Genomic DNA, 24,635 nt, shown 5'->3' on the forward strand with positions numbered 1-24,635 from the left:
TCTGGCAATTACCCCCGTGTGTCCGACGTGCGCGGAATTCGCCGACCGGGCGTAAGCGGTTGATCAGTGGTCTGCGCCCGACCCGACTACCGGTAGCAGTAGGAGTCGGAGGAGGCGTCGCCGCCCTGGAGGCGCACCTGGTGCACACGCAGACCCCGAAAGTCCTTGTCGTGCGGGAAGAACGACTCATCGATGGTCATTCCGCCGTCGGGATCGGTGTGCATCACGGCCATCCAGGCGCCGACACCGTCCGGGTAGAACTGGTCGTCCCACGCGCCATAGAGCGAGTTGGTGAGGAAGACCCGCCGACCGTTACGGCTGATCTCGACCATCTGGGGGCCGCCGGCGAGCGGCTGGTTCGGTGCGGCAGGGTGGGGGGTGCGTCCTACGATCCCGCCGAGCCGGACCGAACCGGTCTGTTTCGGGTTAGCCGGATCGCGCACATCGAACTGCTGGAGCTCCCCGGTTCCCCAGCACGAGACGTAGAGGTATGCGTCGTCGACCGATAGGTCGATGTCGGTGACCAACGGCGGCACCGCGCCGAACGGTTTCAGTGCCGGCGGCAGCAGGTCGGGATCAGCTGGCTCCGCCGGGATGGTGATCACCTTGTCGACCGCCCACTCGCTACCATCGCGGTGCCAACGCCACACGGAGGCCGACAAATCCTCGGTCGAGATCACGACGCCGACGAACCCCCAGGTGGCCTCCGGATCGTGCGAAGGTCGCAGCTCGAGTGCCATCTGGTATTGCGCGCCGAGATCGATCCGCTGCTGGTGCCGACCGGCGGCGAGGTCCCAGAAGTGGATCGCGTGGCCGTACTTGTTGGCCAGCAGCAGCTCCGGATTCAGCCCGTCCTCGATCATGGACGGGGTGCCCCACTCGCTGCTGATCAGCGTGTTCTGGTTGAGATGCCACCAGGCGTCGTACGCGAGGTACTGCGGCCCTCTATCGGTCTCCCATTGCCGCAGCACATCGAACGTAGCGTGATCGAGCAGCGCGATCCCGCCCGGCCCGTCCGATCCGTCTGCCCCACCGAGGCAGGTCATGAACACACCGTCCGGCCCGCAGTGCAGCGTGTGCGGGCGGGAGTACCCAGCCTTCGCTGCGAGCTCGGAGCTGTCCACGATCTTGGACAGGGTGGGCTGGCGTGGGTCGGGCTGGGTATCGAACACGTACAGGCGTGACGAGCGCAGACCCGGCACGATCAGGTACCGCCGAGCCAGACCCTCGATGTGGTGGCCCTCGTGCTTCAGCGCGCTGCTGCAAGCATTCCAGCCGAAATGGTGCAGCTCGTTGCCCAGGTGGGGCACCTCGGTCCAGCCCACCACCTGGCTGTAGGTGGCCGAGCCCGGATCGACATCGACTACTGACAGCGCATCCGGCTGCTGCGCCGCGGGGTCGAACGCAACAACGTACGCGAGCTGCTCCGGTAGCGCGGCCGCCGCCTCCGCTGCGCTCCGATAGAAGGTCGGGTCCATGTCTGAGCGATTCATTTCCAGCCTCCTTCATGTCGATAGGCGCAGACCCACACACCTCGCCCGATCTGGCGGGTCCGGTTACGAGCCTGTCGCCGTTCCCTTGCCGTTGTTCCGGGCTTCGACGGCCTTGACGGTCTTGTCGAGCGCATGTTTCAAGACGCCTTTGCCGACGGTTCCGACCACTACGCCGAGTACCCGTCCCCGGAGGTTCTTGCCCTCGCGCACCACGACAACATCCACATCGGTCGTCCCGTCCGGCCGGCGTGCGAAGGTGTAGGTATGGCCCGAGTGGCCGCCCCACACGTTGGAGTCGGTGGTCGTCATGACCACGCGGTTGGGGTCCGACCAGTCGTAGTGCAGGCGTTCCCAGATGCCGTGCGAGCCCTCCGTGACGTCGGCCTCGCCGAGACCCCTGGCGTGCACCTCGAGGTATTCGTCGGTGCTGTTGCCGAACAGTTGTGCGCGGCCGGGCCCGAAGTCGGTGAGCGCGGCGACAAACTGTTCGGGCGTCGAGTTCGTTGTCTCCTTGAAGTGAATGGTGGACATGTTTGCTCCTTTGTCTTCGGCGGTGACGTGCTGGTGTTCGTTCGTCGACGACGTTCCTGCCGCAGAGCGACGGCAGCGGCCGCGATCAGACGGGGAACGTCACTCCGGTCAATTTCTCCGAGACCGTCCACAAGCGTTGCTGAATCGCCACGTCGTGCGATTGTGAACTCGAATCGACGACTTTCGGGTAGCCGCGGGTCTCCAAGAATCCACCCGGTCCGTAGTACTGGCCGCCGAGCACATCGGGGTCGGTGGCGGCGCGGAGTATCGACAGGGCGCCCATCGCTGGGCTCTGCGTGGCGATGGGCGCGACCACAGGCATGAGCGCGCGGAGCGCAGCAGGCATGTTGCGCATCAAGTCGGTGTTGGCGGCACCGGGGTGCGCCGCGACCGCGATCGTCTTGCCGATGCCGGACAGGCGACGTTGCAGCTCGTAGGTGAACATCAGATTCGCCAGCTTGGACTGGCCGTACGCCGCCACTCGGTTGTAGGACCGTTCCCCCTGCAAATCGTCGAAGTTGATCCGCGCCCGGATGCGATGGCCGACGCTGCTGACCGTAACGACCCGCGAGCCCGGTACCGGCAGCATCCTCTCGAGCAACAGCCCGGTGAGGGCGAAGTGCCCCAAGTGATTCGTACCGAATTGCAGCTCGAACCCGTCGCTGGTGATCTGCCTCGGCGGGTACATCACCCCAGCGTTGTTGACCAACAGATCGATCGTGGAATACGCGGACCTGAGCTGCTCGGCAGCATTGCGCACGGATTTCAGCGAGGTCAGATCGAGCTGTTGGACGGTGGTGTCCGCGCCTGGGACAACGTCGGCAATCCGATCTGCGGCATATTTACCCTTGTCCACATCCCGCACCGCCAACACCACCGATGCGCCGTGTGCCGCGAGCGCTCGTGCGGCCTCGAACCCGAGTCCACTGTTGGCGCCGGTGACGATCGCCAGTCGGCCCCTCTGGACTGGTATGTCTTGCTCTGTCCACCTGTTCGCCATATTTCCTCCCAAAGATCGGTCGGTCCGTCGATTCATCCGACGAGCCTGGCGGGGACGAGACTTGTATTCCCACCGTTGCGCTCTCGGTGCGGTTGCGCAAGGGGCGACAACTGCCACGCACGCGCGCGCGGCGGATCGCCCAGGTCGTCGGCACCGTTGATCAGGCCGGCAAGGGAATCGACGGTTCGGGTACCAACGCTTTCAGGCTCGGAGGGGCCTCGTCATATCCGTTGTTTTGCGCCATTGCTACTGGAACCCCTCTCGGTGTTCTGCAATGTCATTGGGATGCAACGGATCCCAGCGGATGCAATGACCAAGGCATTGCCTCGATCGGGACTGCGACAGCGGATTTGTCCATCCGGCTCGTCCTGGATCCGGTCGTGAATTCGGGATCGGTTCCCATAACGACGCGGCCGTCGTCGTTGACCAGCACTACCCGCCGACCGAATGCCTGGAATCGCGGAAGCAAGACCTCCTCGATCACGGCAACCGGCACATCGGCACCGGCGATCCCGAGGAATATTCCGGATGTGGACGTGACCGGTATCGAGAATGTGCAGACATACTCGGCGGAGCACGCGTAATCGAGGTGCGGCCCCTGTACCCATCGCCGACCCTGCTCGCGCGGAACCGTGAACCAGTCCATTCCGGTGTAGTCGTAGAAATATTCACTATCGGGATTCAAATCCAACAGCAGCCGTTGCGCCTCCGGAAGCCACCATTCCAGGTGGCGGGGGCGATCAGCGAGGACGCCGTCGGCCATCACTACGCCGGCGCCGTTGAACAGCTTTCCGCGCCGCTCGAGCTCGCCGGCAATGGTCTCACGCAACGGCGCCAGATCGGTCGACTCGGGGGCAGACCGCAGCTTCTCGCTGAGACCATCCCACAGGGTTGTCAGCGCGGTTCCGATGGTTGCCAGCGACAGGTAGATCTCGTCGGTTAATTTTGCGACGAAATCAGCGAGCGACTCGATGGTCGTCGAGGCTGGAAAGCTATCGGTATCCCTCATCGATCACTGAGCTCCAAGCGTAGGGCGACGAGGCGGCGGATGCGTGATTCTGTCTGTGATTCTGCCAGTTCTCTGGCCTGGGCATCGTCTTCTCGTTCGATCGCGTCCACCAGGTCACGATGGGTGGCCGCCTCGGCCGCCGGGTCCAGTTTCAGCCGAGGCAGCCAGAGCAAGGCGGAGAGCTCGGCCTGCAGACCGACTTCGGCGCGGGTCAACCGGGTGGACTGCGCGCAGACCGCCATCTCGATATGGAAGCGGCTGTCGGCGCGGCGGGCGGAGACGAGTTCGGTGCTGTCCTTCAGCCGGTCGGTCAGGCTGCGGAGCCGGACTATATCGGCCCGCACCCCACGGCGCGCGGCGAACACAGCAACCGCTCCGGCGACGGCGAATTGCTCGTCCCCCAGGTCGCGCAGCTCCTGGATGCTCATCTGTTGCAACCGCGCCTGCGAGGTGTTCTCGAAGACCTCCGCCGAAGCGCTGATGAAGCTGCCACCTCCGCGCCCACGCTTGGTGTGCACGATGCCCTGCTGCCGAAGTACGACCAGCGCCTCCCGCAGGGTCATCGTCGATACGCCCAACTGATTGGCTAGATCGGTCTCGCTCGGCAATTGCTGGCCGTCGGCCATCACACCGAGGCTGATCGCAGCAGACAACCGCTGCACCACAGCCTCGGTTTTCGGACCGCCGCCCTCGAGTGGTGACAGCACGGCGCCGAGGGCGGTCAGTCCGGCCCTCTCCTGATGGGGCAACGCAACTCCTCGGGTGGCGGGGATGTGACACGATTCTAGCCCAATAACACTTGAAATATGAACTATGAAGTTAGAGGTACGCTTCTGCTGTTGCGGCCCTCGGGATCACCCTGGCAATCATCAGGCGATGGGTAGTGGACGCGAAGAACGACCATCGACCGCCTCGGCATAGGTGCGGCGACACAGGTGGGCGTCAGGGCATCAAACTGGTCATACGATTCAAAACAAGTCGTTTCTTAATCAGTGAGACTTAATGCGATATTTACGGAGAAAAGCATTGAACTATGAAATCTAATGTCTTATGTTATTGCAGTGTGAACTGCCCCACCGGACACCTCGACGCGCCGACGTCACGATCGAAGCAGGAATGCCCTATGTCCGAAGACCCGACCTGTCTTAGTCCGCACCTCCGGCGGTGCATCCCGGACCGTCGAGCGCAGCCGGTTGCTGGTGGTCGCCAAATGCACAAGGTAAGCGCACGACGACGGGATCTCGAAGATGGATGAGATGCGCCGAACGGAAGTTGACGGAATGCGTGTGACGTGGCGCTTCGTTCAGCATCATCTGATCGCAATTGTCGCCGTGCACAACGCATATGACGCTCCGGTAGCCTCCTTCTGCCCCAGTAACTACCCGGATCTCGCGCAAGCGCGAGAACTCCTTCCGGAACTGGCGAGGTTGTGGGATGCGGTCCGTCACGAATTCTGGACGAGACTCATCCCGCCGCTGCCCTTGGTGACCGAACAGCAGGTATTCGCATAACGTCGCCGAGTGCCGACCGTTCCGGCTCGGCCAGGGCGCAGGGCGCGCTCTGTCTCGATGCCGTCGAACCAGTCGTCGAAATACCCACCCGCTGCATGGGCAAGGTCTTCCTATGCGATGTTCAGCCGTTCGGACTGCTTCCCGTCGGCGATGCGGTTGCACTCAGGGGACCTCACTCATCAGTCGCGGCGCACGCCGGGCTTGCCGACAGGACCGGCAAGGTGGTGGGCTGTTCAGGTACGGCACATCGGTCATGTCCTGATCGGCTCGCAGTCCGGTCGCGACAGTAGGCGGTTCACCAGGCAATCGCTGGGAATAGCCGGCCGGACATCAGCGCAGAGACGACCATGGAGCGACACATGGACGACGAGACCGAACACGCGCCGCGGCTTACGGCATTCCCGCGCATCGACGACTACGGATTCATCTCCGACTGTGAGGTCACTGCACTTATCGCCCCCAGTGGAGCCATCGAGTGGATGTGTCTGCCCCGCATGGATTCTCCCAGTGTCTTTGCCGCCATCCTCGATCGTTCCGCTGGTTCGTTTCGATTCGCTCCTGCCGACTTCATGGTGCCCACCGATCGCCGTTATGTCCCCGGGACGATGGTCATGGAAACGAGTTGGCGCAGTGGCGAAGGGTGGGCGACGGTTCGCGATGTGCTGTTGGTCGGGCCCTGGCGGCACCAGACACCCGGCCGTAGTGCCCATCGTCGAACCCCCACCGACTACGACGCCGAGCACATTCTGCTGCGGACGGTGCACTGTGAGACTGGGCAGGTCCAGTTCGGACTCGACTGTCAGCCGTCCTTCGGCTACGGCAGGCATCGCGCTCACTGGGAGTACCTCGACAGCTACCACCTCGCGCAGGCCAGCGCTGACGGGATCGATCTACAGCTGACGCTGAGCACCGACATGCGCTTGGGACTGGAAGGGACGCACGCGCTTTCGCGCACCTTGTTGAAGGCGGGCGACACACGCTTCTGCGCGCTCTCCTGGGGTAGTCGTGATGCCCCCCGTGCCGTTGAGGAAGCCGATGAACGGCTGCTGCAGACGATCCATCATTGGCGGCACTGGCTGGCCGGCGGGCGGTTTCCGGACCATCCATGGACTGCCCAGCTCACCCGCAGCGCGTTGACCCTCAAGGGCCTGACCTTCGCCCCCACCGGCGCAATCAGCGCCGCGGCCACCACGTCACTACCCGAAACCCCAGGCGGACAACGCAATTGGGACTATCGCTACTCCTGGATACGCGACTCCGCCTTCGCGCTGTGGGGCCTGTACACACTGGGCTTCAGCTGGGAGGCGAACGACTTCTTCTCCTACATCATCAGCTTGACCGAAGACGTCCGGGATATGCAGATTGTCTACGGCATCGGCGGCGAAACCGATCTCACCGAGCGGACCCTCCCCCACTTGCGTGGCTACGAAAATGCCGGCCCTGTGCGCATCGGCAACGGCGCGTACCAGCAACGCCAGCACGATGTATGGGGCGCTGCGCTGGATGCGGTCTATCTCTACGCACGCAACCAAGACCAAATCGACGCACGAGCCTGGCCGCTGCTGGGGCGGGCGGTCAAAAGCGCTCTCACCTACTGGCGCGAGCCCGACCATGGCATCTGGGAAGTACGCGGGGAGCCCCAACACTTCACCTCCAGCAAGGTCATGTGTTGGGTTGCTGCCGATCGTGGCGCCCGGCTGGCCCGCATCCATCAGGACTTCGAACGCGCGCATCGCTGGCAACAGGCCGCAGACGAAATCCACGCCGATGTCTGCGCCCATGCGGTCGACTCCCGGCAGGTGTTCACCCAGTACTACGGCAGCACGGCGCTGGATGCGTCGACTCTGCTCATCCCGCTGGTTCGTTTCCTGCCCGCTGACGACGATCGGGTACGCAACACGGTGTTGGCCATCGCCGACGAACTGACCGAGGACGGCCTCGTGTTGCGGTACCGCGTCACTGAAACCGACGATGGATGCGCAGGGGAAGAAGGCGCTTTCACGATCTGCTCGTTCTGGCTGGTCTCGGCGCTGTCGGAGATCGGCGAAAAGGAACGAGCCAAGCAGCTGTGCGAGAAACTGATTGCCTACGCCAGCCCGCTGGGACTCTACGCCGAGGAGATCGACCCCCGAACTGGCAGGCACTGGGGCAACTATCCCCAGGCGTTCACCCACCTCGCGCTGATCAATGCCGTAATGCACGTCATTCAGGACGAACAAGCCGTACTGCGGCAGGAACTCGGCGGTGAATCGATCGCCCCACGACTGGGCGATGCCTCATTCACTCCGGGATATATGCACCGCTGACCCAGACGTTCGGCTTGACAACAACGGCTCGACCACACGACGCGAGACGGTGTGGTTCGCCGATCGGGCTTCCGGTTCGGGCTGCGGTGCATCGTAATTGGTGATCGGCTGGCTGCCGATGAGGTTGATCGGCCTGCTGGAGGACGGGTTTCGTGGCGATTCAGGTGTTCGCGGACTAGGAGTTGGCGCGTCTGCGGGAGTTTCCGAATATCAGCCGTGAGGAATTGTTCCGGTTTTTCACGCTCACCCAGCCGATATCGCGTTCCTGACGCCGGGGCGCGGACCGGAGGAGCGGCTCGGCCTGTCGGTGACACTGTGTGCGCTGCCGTGGTTGGGGTTCGTGCCGACAAAGTGGCCGCTGCGCCGCCGGTGGAGGTGGCACGGCTGGCCGAACCCCAGGCGAGGTCCTTCAGTGGCTTTGTTCGAGCCGACGGTTGACCTTCAGCGGACACGCGGGAGGACCTTCGTCTGGATGTGCCGACCAGGCGAGATGCCGTCTCATTAAGGGTGTCCGCTGATCTGTCCGATGCGGGGGTGCTTACCGTACGCTTCCCGCGTGACTGCAACCCTCATCGGCTACGCTCGATGCTCCACCGACGAGCAGGACCTTACTGCGCAGCGACAGATCCTGTGTGGGCTCGCAGTCGCCGAAGATCGGATCAACCTCGACCATGGCCTGACCGGCACTCGCCGCGCCCGGCCAGGTCTCGACCAAGCTCTCGCGGCCGTCCCGGCCGGCGACTTCCTGGTCGTCCCCAAACTCGACCGGCTCGCCCGTTCGGTGCCCGACGCCCGCGAGATCGGCGACTCCCCGGTCGCACGCGGTGTGAAGCTGTCGTTGGGCGGCACCATCTACGACCCGACAGACCCGATGGGCAAGATGTTCTTCAACATCCTGGCCACCTTCGCCGAATTCGAGGTCGACCTGGTGCGGATGCGCACACGCGAGGGGATGGCCGTTGCGAAGGCACAGGGCAAGCTGAAAGACAGGCAGCCTAAGCTTTCGGTCCGCCAGCAGTCCCATTTGCTGCAACAGCACCGTTCCGGCGAGCACACCATCGCCGATCTCGCCGACCTGTTCTCCGTGAGCCGCGCGACGGTCTATCGGGTCCTGGAACGCCAGAAGTCCACGGTTTCCTCGTCTACCAGGGCAGGGCAGTGACGTGCTGCCCTACACCTACCGGGTCACCAAATACGACCCCGCCGACCGCGACGAGTATGGCAGCTATACCGGCGCCGAGGACGCGCTCAGTGACCACGGGCCGATCGAAGCTGCTTACCTGCAGGCGGTGGCCGCCTTCACCGAAGACACCGGCGTCGATCAGCTGGCCATACGAGAACCGCAGATCACCGGCCTCGTCCACTTCGGCCTGGAGCCGACTATCGAAGGCCACGGTCTGGCCGGGCTCTTCCCGACCGATCTCACCGGTTTCCACGACGGCGCGCCGGTGCCGGTGGCCGTTGGCCTGGAACTGATCCGGGCAATGCTTCGCGACAACGGCGCCTCATGCCGTCTGGAGGTAGAGGACGTGTTCGCCGTGCACGTCGGGTGGGACCAGTACCTCTACGTCGGCACCAACCAGCCCTGTGAAAGGGCGCTGTCCCGTACCCGCGCACTGGGATTGTTTCCCGAACGGCTCGAGGCATCCCCCTACGATGCGGTTTTCGACGCCGAGCCCGGCGAACAGCGACCCGCCGACGACATTTTCTGGGCTCGGCTGCGGTGGTGCATCGCCACACACCAAGCTGTCCTCTTGGAAGAGGGATACATCCTCAACGCGTCGCGTTGGCACCGACTCACCAGCGACACTGTGGACGCGGTACGCGCAGAACTCACCCCTCGTGCTCTACTCACCGTCTGGCCCGACTTGTCGACCGACGTCGACGAGGTCCTTGCGGCTCTCCCCGCCGAAGGCTCGATCGAACTCGTCTGGGAGGACGAACACGGACAGATCACCAGCGTCATTGCCGACGAGACCCAGTTCACTGAACTGGCAGCGCAGGTCACCGGCGCACGTGCCGCAACCGCGATTTCCCTGTACGTCGACGAACGCCACCCCCTGTTCACCGCCGTCCTACCCGACAGGGACGGCGTCCTGCGAGCCCGGTGGAGGACCGAACTCACCCCCAGCGACCGCAACTGGGCATTGTTGAAGACCTTGCACCCAGGCCAGGTCATCAACGGCACCGTCAGTGAGATCGCCAGCTTCGGGGTGACGTTCGTCGACATCGGCGGCTTCACCGCGATGATCAACATCCCGGAACTGTCCTGGCGACCCGTCAGCCACCCCTCCGCGATCCTCACCGTCGGCCAGGAGATCACCACACAGATCCTCGACGTCGACACGGTGTGTGAACGTGTGGCTCTGTCGCTCAAAGCGTTGCAAGAGGATCCCATGCCGCAGATCGTCCAGCAGGTCGGCCAGATCGTCCGCGGTCGCGTCACCAAGCTCGTGCCGTTCGGCGCGTTCGTCCGCATCGAGGACCGCCCAGACGGCTTCGAAGGACTGGTACACAACACCGAACTGGCCGCGGGACACGTGGACAAGCCCGAAGGCATCGTGCAAGTCGGCGACGATCTCCACGTGAAAGTCATCGACGTCGACTTGAAACGCCGCCGAATCACCCTGTCACTCAAACAGGCCGTTGCAGCCACCTGCTCGACCGGCTCGGCCGGTCCCTCGAGCACCTGATCGAGCTGTCCAAGGCAGTTCGGGATCGCGGTGTGGACCTGATGGCGCTGGATCAGGGCATCGACACCTCCACCGCCGTCGGTCGCATATTCTTCCAAATCCTCGGTGCCATAGCCGAATTCGAACACGTTCTGATGTCGGAGCGCCGGGCGACGGCCTGGCCGCAGCCTGCTCCCGCGGACGTACCGGTGACCAGAAACCCGAACTCGGCCCCCGGCAGGTCCAACTGGACCGGGACCCCGATCCGGGCGCACAAATGTGGGCGGTTCGGTCTCACTGCTCGGGGAACCGGCGTGTCGAGGCTTCGGACCGAAACGTGTCGGGGGCGGTGGCGATAGACGGGGCAGTCCCACAGGTGTCAATACTGTGTAGGGCCGAAAAAGGCTGTAGACCAACAACTCTGGGTGCGGTCCGTACGGCGGTGATCCATGGTGAGACGCGTTTGCTCCTCGTCGGGGAAGCGGCCTACCGAAGCCGGCGCCCGGGACGCGCGCCTCTACCTCGGAATCGGGCAACCATGGCAATAACACGGCGACATGCCGTCGTCCTCATCGCTTTCGTGGCAGTCACGCCGGCAGCTTCGGCGTGTGGCACCCAGGCCACGTCGCCACCGTCAACCAACGCGCGGCTCACCACCTCGACGGCACCCGCCACCCGCGCGACACCTACCCCGACGGCAACCATCTCGGTGACAACCGCTTCGGTGATACCGACTACACCAGCCACGCCACCAGGGATCATTGCGCCCGTACCGCCTGTTGCGGCGCCCGCGCCGGCCGCACCTCCAGCCACGGCGCTGGGGCCGACAACCCCTGCGCCTCCCAGTGTCTATTACCCGAACTGCGCCGCAGCTCGGGCGGCGGGCGCCGCGCCGCTACGACGAGGCGAACCCGGCTACAGTTCGAAACTGGACCGCGACAACGACGGCGTCGCCTGCGAGTAAAGCCCTGCACAGACACCGAAAGCCGCTGCGCCACACCCTTGCTCGGGGAGCGGGTGCGGTGACAGTTATCGCGCGTGTCCGAGCCGACCGCGTGCGCTGTTGCGTCGTCGAGGCGGCGCGGATCGGGGGCAGGACACAGTCGGAATGCGTTTCACCTACCGCGTAGGGGTGGTTGTGGTGGAAGGTGTCGCGTGCGCGGAAGTGGTGCTCATGGTCTCGGGAATGCCGAGCTTGACCTTGATAGTGGGCTTCAGAAGGGTCTCCCACGCGGATCGCATTCTGTTGTATTCGTCGACACACCCGGCGGCACGCTGGTAGGGCAGGCGGCCTTTTTGCTCAGGCTCGTCCGGTTGTGCCAACAGAACGCCGAGCGCGCTGGGTAGGGCGCCGTAATCCCAGCACAGCAGGTTGTAGGCGCGTACCTGGGAGAGTGAGTGTTCGTCGGCGAAGGTGCGCGCGTCGAGACTCGCCGGATCATCGGAGATGTCGAACCAGAAGTCGGCCGCGGCGGCCACGCTACCGACGCCGACGGGGCCGGGAGTGGTCAACTCGAGCAGCGCCCCGAGCTGGTCGGCAGAGTCCTCCTCGCGTCCCGTTGTCGGCAGCGAATACAGGTTGATCGCCATATGCGCGGACTCGTGAAAGGTGATCATGCGCGTGACGCCGTCGAAGTACAGGTTGAAGTAACCAGGCGTTCCCTCGGACTGCAGCTTCGCATATTTCTCGGCAACCCCGAACATCTCATAGCAGAGGACAATCTCCTGCTTCTCCGGATCCCAGTATGCGTTGAATTCTCCGCATTCCTTGCCGACGACGGGAATGTCCTTGGGCAGCTTGTACACCGCGCCCAGGGACTCGGCAAGGTCTTCGATGACCTTGTTGTCTTGAGTGACGGTCTTGCCGTCCTTGGCCAGTTGCGAAAGCATCGCACGGTCGTACTTGGGCACGAACTTTCCGGTGTCCGGCACCTGGCTCACAGTCGCTGTGCCTGCAGTCCCTGCAGAGCCAGGTGGCTCCGGCTTTCCCTCCTTGTTCGACGAACACGCCGCGGTCGCCGCAATCAGGATCGCCACCGCCCCTGCCCGTCGGCACCATGTGGGAACCATTGCAATCCGCCTCTCCACACCGCAGAGTTCGAAGCTTGCTAGATAGTAGCAAGCGCGAGTGCTCGGCACGGCGGATTTGCGTCGCATCACTCAGGCGTCGTCGCGAACCGACACCTTCTCCGACCCGTCGGTCGATCGTGGCCGTCACCGAGAAATTGTGCTCTGAACTGCAATTAGCTAAGTTATCCGAGTCGAGTGCGCGAGCGAGAGAGGCCTCCGTCGCAGGGCGGCGTTTGGTCGTTGACGCGTCGGTTTCGCACGCCGCTCCTTGGGAATATTTGTGTTGCTGCTACATAACTCACGAGCTTTCGGACGCTGATGAGGCCAGCCTGAAGCGCTGCACACCTCGGAATGCGGCAGCGGTTCGCCGGCGCAGTGGAGGCATGATCGCAGGTTCGGATTCGTTGCTGTCGGAGCGGAATTACATTGCGGCCGAGCGGGAGCGCTCAGACCGTGAGGACCATGCGGTATCGGGCTCGTCCTTGTTCCATCGCGGCATACGCCTCGGCGGCTTGGTCCAGTGGCCGTTCCTGGATTCGCGCCCGCACGCCGGATCGGACGGCGAATTGCATCGTTTCCTCGATATCGCGCGCAGTGCCGGAGGCGTGGCCGGTGACGCTGAGTCCGGCCACGATCAGCTGCATCGGGCTGATCGGGAATGCCTCGGTCGTGACGCCGATGGCGATGAGTTCACCGCGCGGCAGCAGTCCACCTACCGTTTGGGCCATCGCTGTGGCGCTGCCCACGGTGCCCAGCACGACCGACGCACCGCCGAGCCCGCGCAATGCTTCGCTGACGTCGCCGGCGGTCGAGTCGATATAGCGGTGGGCGCCGAGAGCGCTGGCGTCTTCGGCTTTGTCGTGGCCGCGGGCTATCGCAATCGTTTCGAAGCCCATCGCGCGCGCGAACTGCACGCCGAGGTGACCCAGTCCGCCAATTCCCAGAATGGCCACGCGGTCGCCGGGCACCGCCCTGGATTCGCGAAGCGCGTGGTAAGTGGTGACTCCGGCACAACCCATCGGTGCGGCCTCGGTGAGGGAAAGCTCGTCGGGGACGCGGGCCAGTGCGTTGGCCGGTACAGTCACCGACTCGGCGTAGCCGCCGGGGTATTGCCAGCTGGGAACCTGCAAGTTCTGGCAGTGGATGAAGTCGCCGTTCCGGCATGGGATGCACTTACCACAGTGTCCACCGAACCAGCCCACAGCGACACGGTCACCGACGACGTAGTTGTCGACATCGGCGCCGAGTTCGGCGATCGTGCCTGCGATCTCATGCCCGGGTGTTAGCGGCCATGCCGTGTCCGGGAACGCGCCGCCGACGAACGCACGGTCGGTGCCGCAGATCCCACACGCCGAAACCGCGAGGCGCACATGGTCGCGAGGCGGTGAGGTCGTTTCGACATCGACGAGTTTCAACGCCGCACCTGCGGACTGCACGTGAACAGCCTGATGAGTAGACATCGATTTCCTCGCTTTCCTCGGGGAGCGGTCAGGAGCGGCGAGGGCCTCACCGCAGCGGGATCGAGGCAGCGGCGCCGGCAATTCTCCAACGGCCGTCCGGCCATCAGGTGACAATCGCCGATGCCAGGTCTTGGATGAACGCATGCATGCCCGCCAGCGTGTGCGCGGGCATCATGATGTCGCAGTATGGCAGGGCTGCCGCCATCGCACCGGTGGCCGGTCGGAATCGGGAGTCGCCCGCACGGGGATTGAGCCAAATGACGCGCCAAGCCCGGCGTCGAATCCTGGCCATCGCACGGGCGAGGACATCAGGAGTGTCGCTGTCCCAGCCATCCGATGCGATCACGACGACGGCGCCGCGCACCGCGTTGCCGGGCGGCGTGGCGAGCAGCGCGCCGAGGCATCGGCCTATGTGCGTGCCGCCGTAGCGGTCGACCACCTTGTCGTTGGCCCTGGCCACCGCGACCTCCGGCGAACGGTGCGCCAGCACCGAGGTCAGCCTGGTCAGCGAGGTGGAGAAGGCGAACACCTCGGGGCGATCGGGCGAACGGCGCTGCATCGCGGCCCGCATCAGGTGCAGGTAGATCGTCGAATACGGCTGCATCGAGCGGCTGACGTCGCAGATCATGACGATTCGGCGGGGGCGGCGCCGGGGCCGAGTGCGGACCAGCACCGCCGACTCCCAACCGGTGCGCCGGGAGTTGTTCATCGTCGCCCGGAAGTCGATCCGCTTGCCGTGCGGATGGTTTTCGTAGCGCCTGCTGCTGCGCTGCGGCCAGTGCGCCGACGCCTGCTCCAGCCAGGTTCCGACCGTTCGCAGATCGTCCGGATCGAAGTGGTCGAACGGTTCCTGTGCTCGCGCCGCGAACCGGCTCGGCAGCATGTCCGGCAGTGTCACACTCTGGTCGGTCGATCCACCGGCATCGATAGCCGATCGCATTGTCGCCCAAGGGACTTCGCCGCTTTGCTGCGACTGCCCACCGCCGCTGACACGCGGTGCCGACGCGCGATCGGTCGGTAGTCCACCCGTTCGGCTCGGCGGGTCCACGCCCAACACCGCGTCGGCGAACACTGTCGCGAAGACCGCGTCGAAGGCCGCGAGATCCTGCATGCGATCGACGAGCGTGAGTCGCGCGGCCCAGTAGAATTCGGTGCGCGACCGCGGCGCCATGCGGCGCAGGGCACGCACGAACAGCGCGGACCCGCTCGGCGCCACCGCGACGCCGCCACGCCGCAGCCGTGCAACCACCGCGACCGCGAATGCAGCCAGGTCGACACCCCGCAGCAGCACTGCCCGTGTCATCGCTTCCTACGCATCAGCTTGCGTACCAAGACAATTGCGACCGCGGCGGCAACCCCGAAGGCGATCGCAGGCGCATACTTCTTGATGATCGCGGGCCCGACCAAATCGACGAGATCGAGTGGTGCCGGTTCTGATTGTGCGGCCGGTTGCGGCCGCATCCCTCGGCTGTCCGGCCCGACCACCGGCTGGGTGACGACCGAATCGCCCACCGCGAGTTTCGCTTCCAGGGCTGCCACGAACTGACCGACCAGTTTCTCGGACACCTGCTGCAGCATCCCGCTGCCGAATTGGGCAAGCTTGCCGACGATCTTGAGGTCGGTGTCCACGGTGACGCGGGTCTTGTCGCCGTCTTCACGCAGCTGCGTGATGATGGTCGCCGCTGCGTTGCCGGATCCGCGTGAATCCCGGCCGCTGCCGTTGATAACGGCCCGATGGTCGTGTTCGTCGCGTTCCACGAAATGTGCCTTCCCAGTGAATTCGCTGATCACCGGGCCGACTTTGATCTTCAATTTGCCGAGGAAGTCGTCTCCCTCCCAGCCGACCATTTGTGCGCCTGGCATGAGCGGGACCACCTGTTCGAGGTCGGTCAGTACCTCCCATGCCTGCTCGACGGGTGCGTTGACGGTGAACTCATTGGCGATCTTCATCGACGTGTCCCTCTCATCCGGTAGCCAGGCCTTGGGTGTACTCGACGAATGCCGCCTGCACGGTGGTGCGGTCGTCGGGTGTCTTCGCCAGTGCGCTGAGCGCGGCGACCGCCTCCGGTGCGGTGAGATCGGCGACGTCGAGCGTCGCCAGCGCGGCGATCCAGTCGATGGTCTCGGCGACACCGGGCGGTTTGTCGAGATCGAGATCGCGGGCGCGGCCGACGAATCGGGTGGCGTGCTCGATCAGTGCGTCGGTTGCCCCGGGCACGGTGCGTCGCACGATCGCCACCGCGCGGGCCGGCGCTGGGTAGTCGATCCAGTGGTAGAGGCAGCGCCGTCGCAGCGCGTCGTGCAGGTCGCGACTGCGGTTCGAGGTCAGCACCGCGGTCGGCGGGTGTTCGGCGACAAAGGTCCCGAGTTCGGGAACGGTCACCGTGGCCTCACCGAGGAATTCGAGCAGCAGAGCTTCGAATTCGTCGTCGGCACGGTCGATTTCGTCGATCAACAGCACCGGGGGCATTGGACCGCGATACCGCACGCAGCGCAGGATCGGGCGGTCCACCAGGAATGCCTCGGTAAAGAGGTCGGCTTCGGTGAGGTCGGTGCCCCGCGCCTCGGCGAGCCGGATGCTGAGCAGTTGACGTTGGTAGTTCCAGTCGTACAGCGCTTCGCTCACGGTGAGGCCCTCGTAACACTGCAGGCGGATCAGCGGTGCGCCGAGCACGGTGGCCAGGGTCTTCGCCGCCGTCGTCTTGCCCACTCCCGGTTCACCTTCCAGCAGCAGTGGCCGTCCCAATGTGGTGGCCAGATAGAAGGCGGCGGCTGTTCCGGTATCGAGCAGGTAGTCGTCGGCGTCGAACCGTCGCATCACATCCTCGATATCTTCGAACGGTGACATCATGGTGAGGTCGCGGCGCGCAGGCGCTCATAGTCGTCCCAGGTGTCCACGTCCAAGGGCATCGGTGCGTCGATGTCGAGTCGCGACACCGGGACGCGGCCCGCCTCGATGATCTTCCACACGGCCTTGTCGCCGTGCGACCGGGCCAACTCGCCGAATATGCTGCGACTCAGCCAGAATGGATGCCCGATGCCGTCGTGGTAGTGGCAGACCGTGATCGCGGTGGACATTCCCTCGGCGATCAGTCGGTCGACGGTCGCCGCCGACACACCCGGTTGATCACCGAGCATCAGCACGATTCCAGCAGCCCGGGGATGCACCGAGCTCAGGGCCGAACGCAGCGAAGACGAACAGCCCGAATCGAAGTCATCCGCCATGACAATCTTCACCCCGGTGAGATCGACCTGCTGACGCACCGCCGCCGCCGCGCCGCCGAGGGTGACGATGATCTGATCGAAGGCGCAGGATCGCACTACGTCGAGGGTGGCACCGAGAACCGTCGTATTCCGATACGACAGTAACTGTTTCGCAGTGCCTAGACGCCGTGAGGTGCCGGCGGCGAGTACCACTCCGGTGACGACCCCGTTCGTCATGATCCTGTCTTCGTCGCTGCGAAGGAGGCGCGGCAGCCGGAGCTGCAGAACCAGTAGTCGACATCGTCGATAATGAGATGTGGCGTGTCCGGCCCGACCGTCACCGTCATGCCGCACACTGGATCGAGCACCTCGACCGCGACATTCGCCCCGCGGGGTGTGACGACCAGGCCACCCTTTCGGACCGCCTGGATCACTTCCGCGACAATCGAGACGGCGATCTCCCCGGATGTCTTCGCGCCGATCGGTAAACCCACCGGGGTACGCACACGAGTCCGCTCCGCGTCGGTCAATTCGAGTTCGTCGAGGATCGACGCGCCCCGAATCCTGCTGGCCACCAACCCGACATACCCCACACCCGCGTCCAGCGCGACCCGGATCATCGCGGCCTCCGGGCCACCGTGGCTGGCGATCACCACCGCCGTCGTATCGGCCAGCGACTCCATCGAGTCGAATTCCGCAACACCGCGCCGGACCCCGAAACCCACCAATTCGCACGCGTTGGCCAAGGCGTCGGCGATGGGTGTCGCGCCGCAGATACCCACCAGCGGCGCCGGGATCTGCGGCTCGAGGAAGATCTCCAGCGCTCCGCCGGATAAACAGGGATTCACCACCACCGCCGCGCCGGGCGCTTCAGGAAAATGCAGGTCACCGTCGGGTAGCACGCGCAGTAGCACACTCTCGTGCGACTGCAGCGCACCCAGCGCCGCCTTACGGACCGAGTTCTGGGCGCACTGGCCGCCGACGAAGCCTTCGATCGTCCCGTCCTGCAACAGGATCGCCTCATCCCCGGCGTGCGCCGAGGTCGGCTGCTGTGCGCGCACGACGGTTGCCTGCACGAACGGAGTCCGGGTGCGGACCAGTTGCTGTGCGCGCTCGGTCATCTTCATCGGTGATCCCTCACTCAGATGGGCGGTGTGGCCCGCCCCTGCATCGCTTCCCACACCCGCGACGGTGTCAGCGGCATGTCCGCGTGCCGAACTCCGAACGGCGCCAGGGCATCCACCACCGCATTGACCACCGCCGGCGGTGATCCGACCGTGGCCGATTCGCCGATGCCTTTGGCACCGATCGGGTGGTGCGGCGACGGGGTGACCGTGTACCCGGTCTCGAAATGCGGAACCTCGAGCGCCGTCGGGATGAGGTAATCCATCAGGGATCCGCCGAGGCAGTTGCCGTCCTCGTCGAAGGCCATGATCTCCATCAGCGCCATGCCGATGCCGTCGGTGAGGCCGCCGTGCACCTGGCCCTCGATGATCATCGGATTGATCCGGGTGCCGCAGTCGTCGACAGCTAGGAAGCGCCGGACCTTTACCACCGCCGTCCCCGGGTCGACATCGACAACACAGAAGTACGCACCATACGGGTAGGTGAGATTCTCCGGATTGTAACAGATCTGCGCGTCGAGTCCGCCCTCGATGCCCTCGGGCAGATCACCGGCGCCGTGTGCGCGCATCGCGATCTGCTGGATTGTCACGGCCGCGGACGGATCACCCTTGACGTGGAACGAGCCCTTCTCCCACTCGAGGTCGGCGACGGAGACCTCGAGCATGCCGGACGCGATGATCCGCGCCTTGTCGCGCACCTTCCGCGCCACCAGTGCGGCAGCGGCGCCCGAGACCGGTGTCGACCGGCTGCCGTAGGTGCCCAGGCCGAACGGAGTCTGATCGGTGTCGCCGTGCACCACGTCGATGTCGTCCGGCGGGATGCCGAGTTCTTCGGCGACGATCTGGGCGAACGTCGTCTCATGCCCCTGACCCTGGGTCTGAACCGATATGCGCACAACAGCTTTGCCGGTCGGGTGCACACGCAGCTCGCACCCGTCGGCCATACCGAGTCCGAGGATGTCCATATCCTTGCGTGGACCCGCGCCGACGGCCTCGGTGAAGAAGGACATCCCGATGCCCATCAACTCGCCGCGGGCGCGCTTGCCCTGCTGCTCCTTGCGTAAGGCGTCGTAGCCGATCATGTCCATCGCCAGGCGCATGGTCTTCTCGTAGTCGCCGGAGTCGTAGACCCAGCCTGTCTTGCTGGTGTACGGGAACTGTTCGGGGCGAAGAAGATTCCGCAGCCGCAGCTCGGCTGGATCCATTTTCAGTTCGTAGGCGAGGCAATCCACCAACCGCTCGACGAAGTAGACGGCCTCGGTGATCCGGAACGAGCACGCGTAGGCGACGCCGCCAGGGGCTTTGTTCGTGTAGACCGCGGTCATCTTGCAGTAGGCGGCTTCGATGTCGTAACTACCGGTGAAGACGCCGAAGAAGCCGGCCGGATACTTCAACGGAGCGGCCGTACCGTTGAACGCGCCGTGATCGGCGAGGACGGTCGACCGGATGGCCAGGATTTTCCCCTCGGCGGTGGCGGCGATCTCGCCGACCATGATGTAGTCGCGGGCGAACCCGGTACTGGTGAGGTTTTCGCTGCGATCCTCCATCCACTTCACCGGCTTGCCCAGCAACAGCGACCCGACGATGGCGCAGACGTATCCCGGATAAATGGGCACCTTGTTGCCGAACCCGCCGCCGATATCGGGTGAGATCACCCGGATCTTGTGCTCGGGCAGTCCGGCCACCAACGCATAGAGCGTGCGGTGGGCATGCGGTGCTTGGCTCGTGGACCACAGCGTGAGCTTTCCCGTCACCGGATCGAGATCCGCGACGGCCCCGCAGGTCTCCATCGGGGCGGGATGCACTCGCGGATACACGATCTCCTGCTTGACGACGACATCGGCGCGCGCGAACACCGCCTCGGTCGCGGCGGCGTCGCCGGTCTCCCAGTCGAAACACCGGTTGTCGGTCTTGCCCTCGAGATCATCGCGGATCACCGGCCTATCGGGCGCCAGTGCGGTCCGAGCGTCGATCACCGGATCGAGCATCTCGTACTCGACGTTGATCAGCTCCAACGCATCACGCGCGCAGTAGCGGTCCTCGGCGACGACGAAGGCCACCTCTTGGCCCTGGAACCGGACCTTGTCCGTCGCCAGCACCGCCTGCACATCGTTGGACAGCGTCGGCATCCAGGCCAGTCCCTTCGCCGCCAGATCCGCACCTGTGACCACTGCCTTGACCTTCGGATGTGCTTGTGCCGCGGAGACATCGACGCTCACGATCCGCGCGTGCGCGAACGGGGAACGCAGGATAGCCAAATGCAACATGCCGGGCAGCGACACATCGTCGACGTAATTGCCGCGTCCGCGAATGAACCGTGGATCCTCCTTGCGCAGCATCCTGCCGTGACCACACGGCTTGTGGTCGTTGTCGACACGGTCTTCGGGCCGGGACTCGACGGCGGTCATGACGCGCTCTTTATCGGCGCCGGTGTGGCAACGGGTTCGGGCTCCACCGCTTCGCCTCGTTGCTTCGCCGCGGCCCACTGGATCGACCGCACGATGGTGGTATATCCGGTACAGCGACAGATCTGGCCCGAGATCGCCTCCCGGATGGTCTGCTCATCCGGATCAGGGTTGCGGTCGAGCAGGGCGCGGGCGGTGATCATCATGCCGGGCGTGCAGAATCCACACTGCAACCCGTGACACTGCATGAAGCCCTCCTGCACGGGATCGAGTTGGCCGTCCACCTCGAGCCCCTCGACAGTGCGTACCGCACGACCGCCGGCCATGACGGCCAGCATCGTACACGACTTCACCGGTTCGCCGTCGACTTCCACCACACAGGTACCGCAGTTGCTGGTGTCGCAACCCCAGTGGGTTCCGGTGAGCCGCAACTGGTCTCGCAGGAAATGCACGAGCAAGGTTCGCGGCTCGACCTCCGCGGTCACCGACTCGCCGTTGACGGTCATAGTTACCTGCATGGCTAATTCCCTTCCAGCGCAGGAGAATTCAGCACGCGCTCGACCGCGGTGCGCAGCACGCGAATCGTCAGTTCGGACGCGAGATGACGTTTGTAGTCCGCGCTGCCGCGCGCATCGGAGGCAGGTGAGCACGCTGCGCTCGCCCGGCGGCCCGCCTCCGCGAAGGCCTTCTCGGTGGGCGGCTCACCGAGAAGCACATCCACCGAGGATGCGAGCGCCACCGGATCGGGGTTGACCGCCGTGAGACCCATCCGCGCGGCGGCGATTGCCCCCTCTCGCAGTGTCACCGTCGCGCCGGCCGCCGCGATCGCCCAGTCGCCGACCCTACGCTCCACTTTCGCGTAGGCACTCGATGTCCGATGCCGTACGGGAATTCGGATCTCGATGAGAATTTCGTTGTGCGACATAGCAGTTTCGTACGGACCGACCAGGAAGTCGTCCATCGTGATCTCCCGTTCGCCGGACGGTCCGCGGACCAGGCAGGTGGCACCGAGGACCGTGCAGACCGTGGTGAGATCTTCGGCGGGATCGGCCTGGCACAGCGAGCCGCCGATCGTGCCGCGGTTGCGCACGACCGGATCGGCGATCACGCGCTCGGCGTCACGGAAGATCGGGCACACCGCGGCGAGGCGGTCTGATTCGAGCAAGTTCCGATGCCGGACCATCGCACCGATTCGCACCAGGGTCGGATCGGTGACGATGTAACCCAGCTCGGCCGCCAAGTCGTTGATGTCGATGAGGTATTCCGGATTGGCCAGACGCAGCTTCATCATCGGCAGCAGGCTGTGCCCGCCCGCGACGACGCGCGCCTCCTCCCCCAACCGGTCCAGTAGTCCGATGGCGTGGTCCACGCCCGTTGCGCGCTCGTACTCGAATGGCCCAGGAACTTGCATGTGATCGACCTCACATCAGCGGGAATGAGATCAGCCTCTGCCCCGCCGATGCGGTCGTCAAGAGCGAGTTAAGGAATCACTTAATTCGCTGTTCACGACCGGTGTGTGATGAATTCGGCCGCCGGTTTGGGCAAGTGAGCGCCCGCGTCCGCCCCAGCGGCGTGCGATGATCTCGGCCGCGATGGACACGGCGGTCTCCTCCGGCGTCCGGCCACCCAGATCCAGCCCGATCGGGCTGGCGAGCCGGGCGAGCTGCTCGTCGGTGAGGCCGGCCTGTCGCAACCGGGACAGTCGCTCGTCGTGTGTGCGGCGCGACCCCATGGCGCCGACATAGCCGATTTCCGGCGCGCACAGTGCCACCTCGAGCAGCGGAACGTCGAACTTGGGATCGTGGGTCAGCACGCAGACGACGGTCCGCGAATCGACCGCGCCTGCCGCAATCTGCGCGGCCAGGTAGCGGTGCGGCCAGTCGACGACGACCTCGTCGGCGGTCGGGAACCGGGCGGAGGTCGCGAAGACCGGCCGCGCGTCACAGACTGTCACCCGGTACCCGAGGAACGATCCCTGCTGAGCGACGGCGGCGGCGAAATCGATCGCCCCGAACACCAGCATTCGTGGCCGTCGGGCATAACTGGCGACGAACACCGCCATGCCCTCGCCGCGGCGCTGCCCGTCCGGACCGTAGGACAGCACCTCGCTGCGGCCGGCCGCGAGCAGCCCACCCGCGTCATCGAACACCGCATCGTCGGCACGGTTCGACCCCAGCGTGCCCCGCGCATCACTCGACCGGATCAGCAGTCGTCGCCCTACCCGCGCGGTGTCGGGGTGCTCGATAACGGTCGCGATCGCGACCGGCCGCTGGTCGGCGATGTCCGCGGCGACCTCGCCGAGTTCCGGGAACGTCTCCTGTGAGATCGCTTCGACGAAGATGTCGATGATTCCTCCGCAGGTGAGACCGACGGCGAAGGCGTCGTCATCGGAAAGGCCGTATCGCTGCAGCACCGGACGACCGGTCCGGACGACGTCGGCGGCGAGTTCGTAGACCGCGCCCTCGACGCAGCCACCGGAGACCGAACCGCTGACCGTCCCATCCGGGGCGACCACCATGGCCGCACCCGGCGGTCGTGGCGACGAACGGAAGGTCCGCACGACTGTCGCGACCCCAGCGGTGCCCCCGGCGTTCCAGGTTGTCATCAGATCGGTGAGCACGTCCTGCACGATGTCCTCCAGGCACTATGCGGCTGTCGGCGGTGCGTCCACCTCCAACGTAGACTCGAATTGTGACGCCCGCCCAGCTTCGGGCCTACTCGACCGTGGTGCGGCTCGGCTCCGTCCATGCGGCGGCCAGAGAGCTGGGGATGTCGGATGCCGGTGTCTCGACGCACATCGCCCAGCTGCGCAAGGAACTCGACGACCGCCTGTTCACCCGCGTGGCGTCGGGTCTGGCTTTCACGCCCGGCGGGCTGCGTCTGGCCAGCCGGGCAATCGAGATTCTCGGTCTGCAGCGCCAGACCGCCATCGAGGTGAGCGAGGCGGCGCACGGCCGACGACTGCTGCGCATCGCGGCTTCGAGCGCGTTCGCCGAACATGCGGCGCCCGGGCTCATCGACCTGTTCGCGGCGCGGGCGAAGGATCTGTCGGTCGAGCTGAGTGTGCATCCCACCAGCCAGTTCCGCAGCCTGATCGAGTCCAGGGCGGTGGACATCGCGCTGGGACCAGGGCAGGACAGCACCGACACGACCATCACCGCCCGGCCGTTCCTGAAGTATCAGATCATTTCGGTCGCGCGCCCCGACAGCCCACTTGCGGATGTCGCACCGCGCCCAGCGCTGCTGCGAGAGCAACAGTGGATGCTGGGCCCTGGCGCTGGCAGTGTCGACGGGCACATCGCGACAATGTTGCGCGAGTTGGCCATTCCCGAATCACACCAGCGCATCTTCCAAAGCGATGCTGCCGCCCTCGAAGAAGTCCGCCGTGTCGGGGGTGTCACCCTGACGATCGGCTTCGCCGTTGCCTCCGACCTCGCGGCCCGTCGGCTGAGCCACATCAAGGGACCCGGCCTTCAGGTATCCGATGAGTGGTGCGCGACCACCCTGCCCCCGGACACCCGCCAGCCCGCGGTATCGGAACTGCTCCGGTTCATCACTACCCCGCGCTGCATGCAGGCAATGATCCGCGGGTCCGGCGTAGGCGTGACGCGGTTCCGCCCGAAAGTGCATGTGACGCTGTGGAGTTGAACACGGGCACTGCGGTGGACTGCGGGTCCGCTCCTGCTTCGATGGGTCACACTGGGCCGGTCACACGCATGACGAGTGGCGTGCGTTGGGGGTAGCAGCAGCCGTCGATGCCCGCGGCGAGGGTGCCTATCATCGTGCCCGAATCGTCACCCGCTCGTTCAGTCGCGCGGCGATCCTCGCACACCAGTCTTACCGTCGCGAC

General features: G+C 65.1%; 23 protein-coding genes and 1 pseudogene. 8 read left to right on the top strand and 16 right to left on the bottom strand.

Annotation, left to right across the window (positions count from 1 at the left end):
* Positions 1-86: 86 nt before the first annotated feature.
* The 5 genes from AB0M74_RS00240 to AB0M74_RS00260 form a co-directional block, all read right to left on the bottom strand.
* The gene (locus AB0M74_RS00240) at positions 87-1,493 is read right to left on the bottom strand and encodes a selenium-binding protein SBP56-related protein (protein WP_364899942.1); all 1,407 of its coding nucleotides are present in this window, start codon (positions 1,491-1,493) and stop codon (positions 87-89) included.
* A gap of 63 nt (positions 1,494-1,556) precedes the next feature.
* Positions 1,557-2,024, bottom strand: a complete 468-nt coding sequence (locus AB0M74_RS00245; RefSeq protein ID WP_364899943.1) for a hypothetical protein — start codon at positions 2,022-2,024, stop codon at positions 1,557-1,559.
* 85 nt (positions 2,025-2,109) lie between these two features.
* Positions 2,110-3,024, bottom strand: a complete 915-nt coding sequence (locus AB0M74_RS00250) for an SDR family NAD(P)-dependent oxidoreductase (RefSeq protein WP_364899945.1) — start codon at positions 3,022-3,024, stop codon at positions 2,110-2,112.
* Positions 3,025-3,301: 277 nt separating this feature from the next.
* Positions 3,302-4,033 (bottom strand): hypothetical protein, encoded by a 732-nt coding sequence (locus tag AB0M74_RS00255; RefSeq protein WP_364899947.1) that lies wholly within the window; start codon positions 4,031-4,033, stop codon positions 3,302-3,304.
* Positions 4,030-4,782: a GntR family transcriptional regulator gene (locus AB0M74_RS00260; protein WP_364899949.1), complete on the bottom strand. Its 753-nt coding sequence runs from the start codon at positions 4,780-4,782 to the stop codon at positions 4,030-4,032. Before AB0M74_RS00260 ends, AB0M74_RS00255 begins: the two co-directional genes overlap by 4 nt.
* A 531-nt stretch (positions 4,783-5,313) precedes the next feature.
* Here AB0M74_RS00260 and AB0M74_RS00265 point away from each other — a divergent pair.
* From AB0M74_RS00265 to AB0M74_RS00295, 7 genes and pseudogenes are all read left to right on the top strand, one after another.
* A complete protein-coding gene (locus tag AB0M74_RS00265; RefSeq protein WP_364899951.1) occupies positions 5,314-5,544 on the top strand; it encodes a hypothetical protein in 231 nt (76 codons plus the stop codon).
* Positions 5,545-5,903: 359 nt separating this feature from the next.
* Positions 5,904-7,850, top strand: coding sequence for a glycoside hydrolase family 15 protein (locus tag AB0M74_RS00270; RefSeq protein WP_364899953.1), 1,947 nt, complete (start codon positions 5,904-5,906; stop codon positions 7,848-7,850).
* 182 nt (positions 7,851-8,032) lie between these two features.
* A pseudogene (locus tag AB0M74_RS00275) lies at positions 8,033-8,243 on the top strand (DUF4158 domain-containing protein); the annotation flags it as partial.
* A gap of 163 nt (positions 8,244-8,406) precedes the next feature.
* Complete coding sequence (locus tag AB0M74_RS00280; RefSeq protein WP_364899954.1) at positions 8,407-9,012, top strand: recombinase family protein; 606 nt, start codon at positions 8,407-8,409, stop codon at positions 9,010-9,012.
* A gap of 1 nt (position 9,013) precedes the next feature.
* Positions 9,014-10,543: a S1 RNA-binding domain-containing protein gene (locus AB0M74_RS00285; protein WP_364899956.1), complete on the top strand. Its 1,530-nt coding sequence runs from the start codon at positions 9,014-9,016 to the stop codon at positions 10,541-10,543.
* Positions 10,544-10,548: 5 nt separating this feature from the next.
* Positions 10,549-10,881: a recombinase family protein gene (locus AB0M74_RS00290; protein WP_364901889.1), complete on the top strand. Its 333-nt coding sequence runs from the start codon at positions 10,549-10,551 to the stop codon at positions 10,879-10,881.
* A 179-nt stretch (positions 10,882-11,060) separates the two neighbouring features.
* Positions 11,061-11,486, top strand: coding sequence for an excalibur calcium-binding domain-containing protein (locus AB0M74_RS00295; protein WP_364899958.1), 426 nt, complete (start codon positions 11,061-11,063; stop codon positions 11,484-11,486).
* 155 nt (positions 11,487-11,641) lie between these two features.
* On the opposite strand, the gene AB0M74_RS00300 is transcribed toward AB0M74_RS00295, so the two are convergent.
* The 11 genes from AB0M74_RS00300 to AB0M74_RS00350 form a co-directional block, all read right to left on the bottom strand.
* Positions 11,642-12,454, bottom strand: coding sequence for a DUF4344 domain-containing metallopeptidase (locus AB0M74_RS00300; protein ID WP_364899960.1), 813 nt, complete (start codon positions 12,452-12,454; stop codon positions 11,642-11,644).
* 584 nt (positions 12,455-13,038) lie between these two features.
* Positions 13,039-14,052, bottom strand: coding sequence for an alcohol dehydrogenase catalytic domain-containing protein (locus tag AB0M74_RS00305; RefSeq protein WP_364899962.1), 1,014 nt, complete (start codon positions 14,050-14,052; stop codon positions 13,039-13,041).
* Between the two features lie 103 nt (positions 14,053-14,155).
* On the bottom strand, positions 14,156-15,355 hold the full coding sequence (locus AB0M74_RS00310) for a VWA domain-containing protein (RefSeq protein WP_364899964.1): 1,200 nt from the start codon (positions 15,353-15,355) through the stop codon (positions 14,156-14,158).
* Positions 15,352-16,002: an SRPBCC family protein gene (locus AB0M74_RS00315; protein WP_364899966.1), complete on the bottom strand. Its 651-nt coding sequence runs from the start codon at positions 16,000-16,002 to the stop codon at positions 15,352-15,354. The genes AB0M74_RS00310 and AB0M74_RS00315 overlap by 4 nt, the downstream gene beginning before the upstream one ends.
* Before the next feature lie 13 nt (positions 16,003-16,015).
* Positions 16,016-16,903: a MoxR family ATPase gene (locus AB0M74_RS00320; protein ID WP_364899968.1), complete on the bottom strand. Its 888-nt coding sequence runs from the start codon at positions 16,901-16,903 to the stop codon at positions 16,016-16,018.
* Positions 16,900-17,493 carry an NTP transferase domain-containing protein gene (locus AB0M74_RS00325; RefSeq protein WP_364899970.1) on the bottom strand — a complete coding sequence of 198 codons (594 nt, stop codon included), beginning with the start codon at positions 17,491-17,493 and terminating at the stop codon, positions 16,900-16,902. Before AB0M74_RS00325 ends, AB0M74_RS00320 begins: the two co-directional genes overlap by 4 nt.
* Positions 17,490-18,383 carry an XdhC family protein gene (locus tag AB0M74_RS00330; protein ID WP_364899971.1) on the bottom strand — a complete coding sequence of 298 codons (894 nt, stop codon included), beginning with the start codon at positions 18,381-18,383 and terminating at the stop codon, positions 17,490-17,492. Before AB0M74_RS00330 ends, AB0M74_RS00325 begins: the two co-directional genes overlap by 4 nt.
* Positions 18,384-18,397: 14 nt before the next feature.
* The gene (locus AB0M74_RS00335; RefSeq protein WP_364899973.1) at positions 18,398-20,788 is read right to left on the bottom strand and encodes an aerobic carbon-monoxide dehydrogenase large subunit; all 2,391 of its coding nucleotides are present in this window, start codon (positions 20,786-20,788) and stop codon (positions 18,398-18,400) included.
* On the bottom strand, positions 20,785-21,303 hold the full coding sequence (locus AB0M74_RS00340) for a (2Fe-2S)-binding protein (protein ID WP_364899975.1): 519 nt from the start codon (positions 21,301-21,303) through the stop codon (positions 20,785-20,787). Before AB0M74_RS00340 ends, AB0M74_RS00335 begins: the two co-directional genes overlap by 4 nt.
* Before the next feature lie 2 nt (positions 21,304-21,305).
* Entirely contained in the window at positions 21,306-22,196 is an 891-nt protein-coding gene (locus AB0M74_RS00345) for a xanthine dehydrogenase family protein subunit M (RefSeq protein ID WP_364899977.1), read from the bottom strand.
* Positions 22,197-22,253: 57 nt separating this feature from the next.
* Positions 22,254-23,414 carry an XdhC family protein gene (locus AB0M74_RS00350; protein WP_364899978.1) on the bottom strand — a complete coding sequence of 387 codons (1,161 nt, stop codon included), beginning with the start codon at positions 23,412-23,414 and terminating at the stop codon, positions 22,254-22,256.
* A gap of 62 nt (positions 23,415-23,476) precedes the next feature.
* On the opposite strand from AB0M74_RS00350, the gene AB0M74_RS00355 reads away from it, so the two are divergent.
* Positions 23,477-24,433, top strand: a complete 957-nt coding sequence (locus AB0M74_RS00355) for a LysR family transcriptional regulator (protein WP_364899980.1) — start codon at positions 23,477-23,479, stop codon at positions 24,431-24,433.
* Positions 24,434-24,635: the final 202 nt, after the last annotated feature.

The organism is Nocardia sp. NPDC051463 (assembly GCF_040681975.1).
In the GTDB taxonomy this organism is placed as follows: Bacteria; Actinomycetota; Actinomycetes; order Mycobacteriales; family Mycobacteriaceae; genus Nocardia.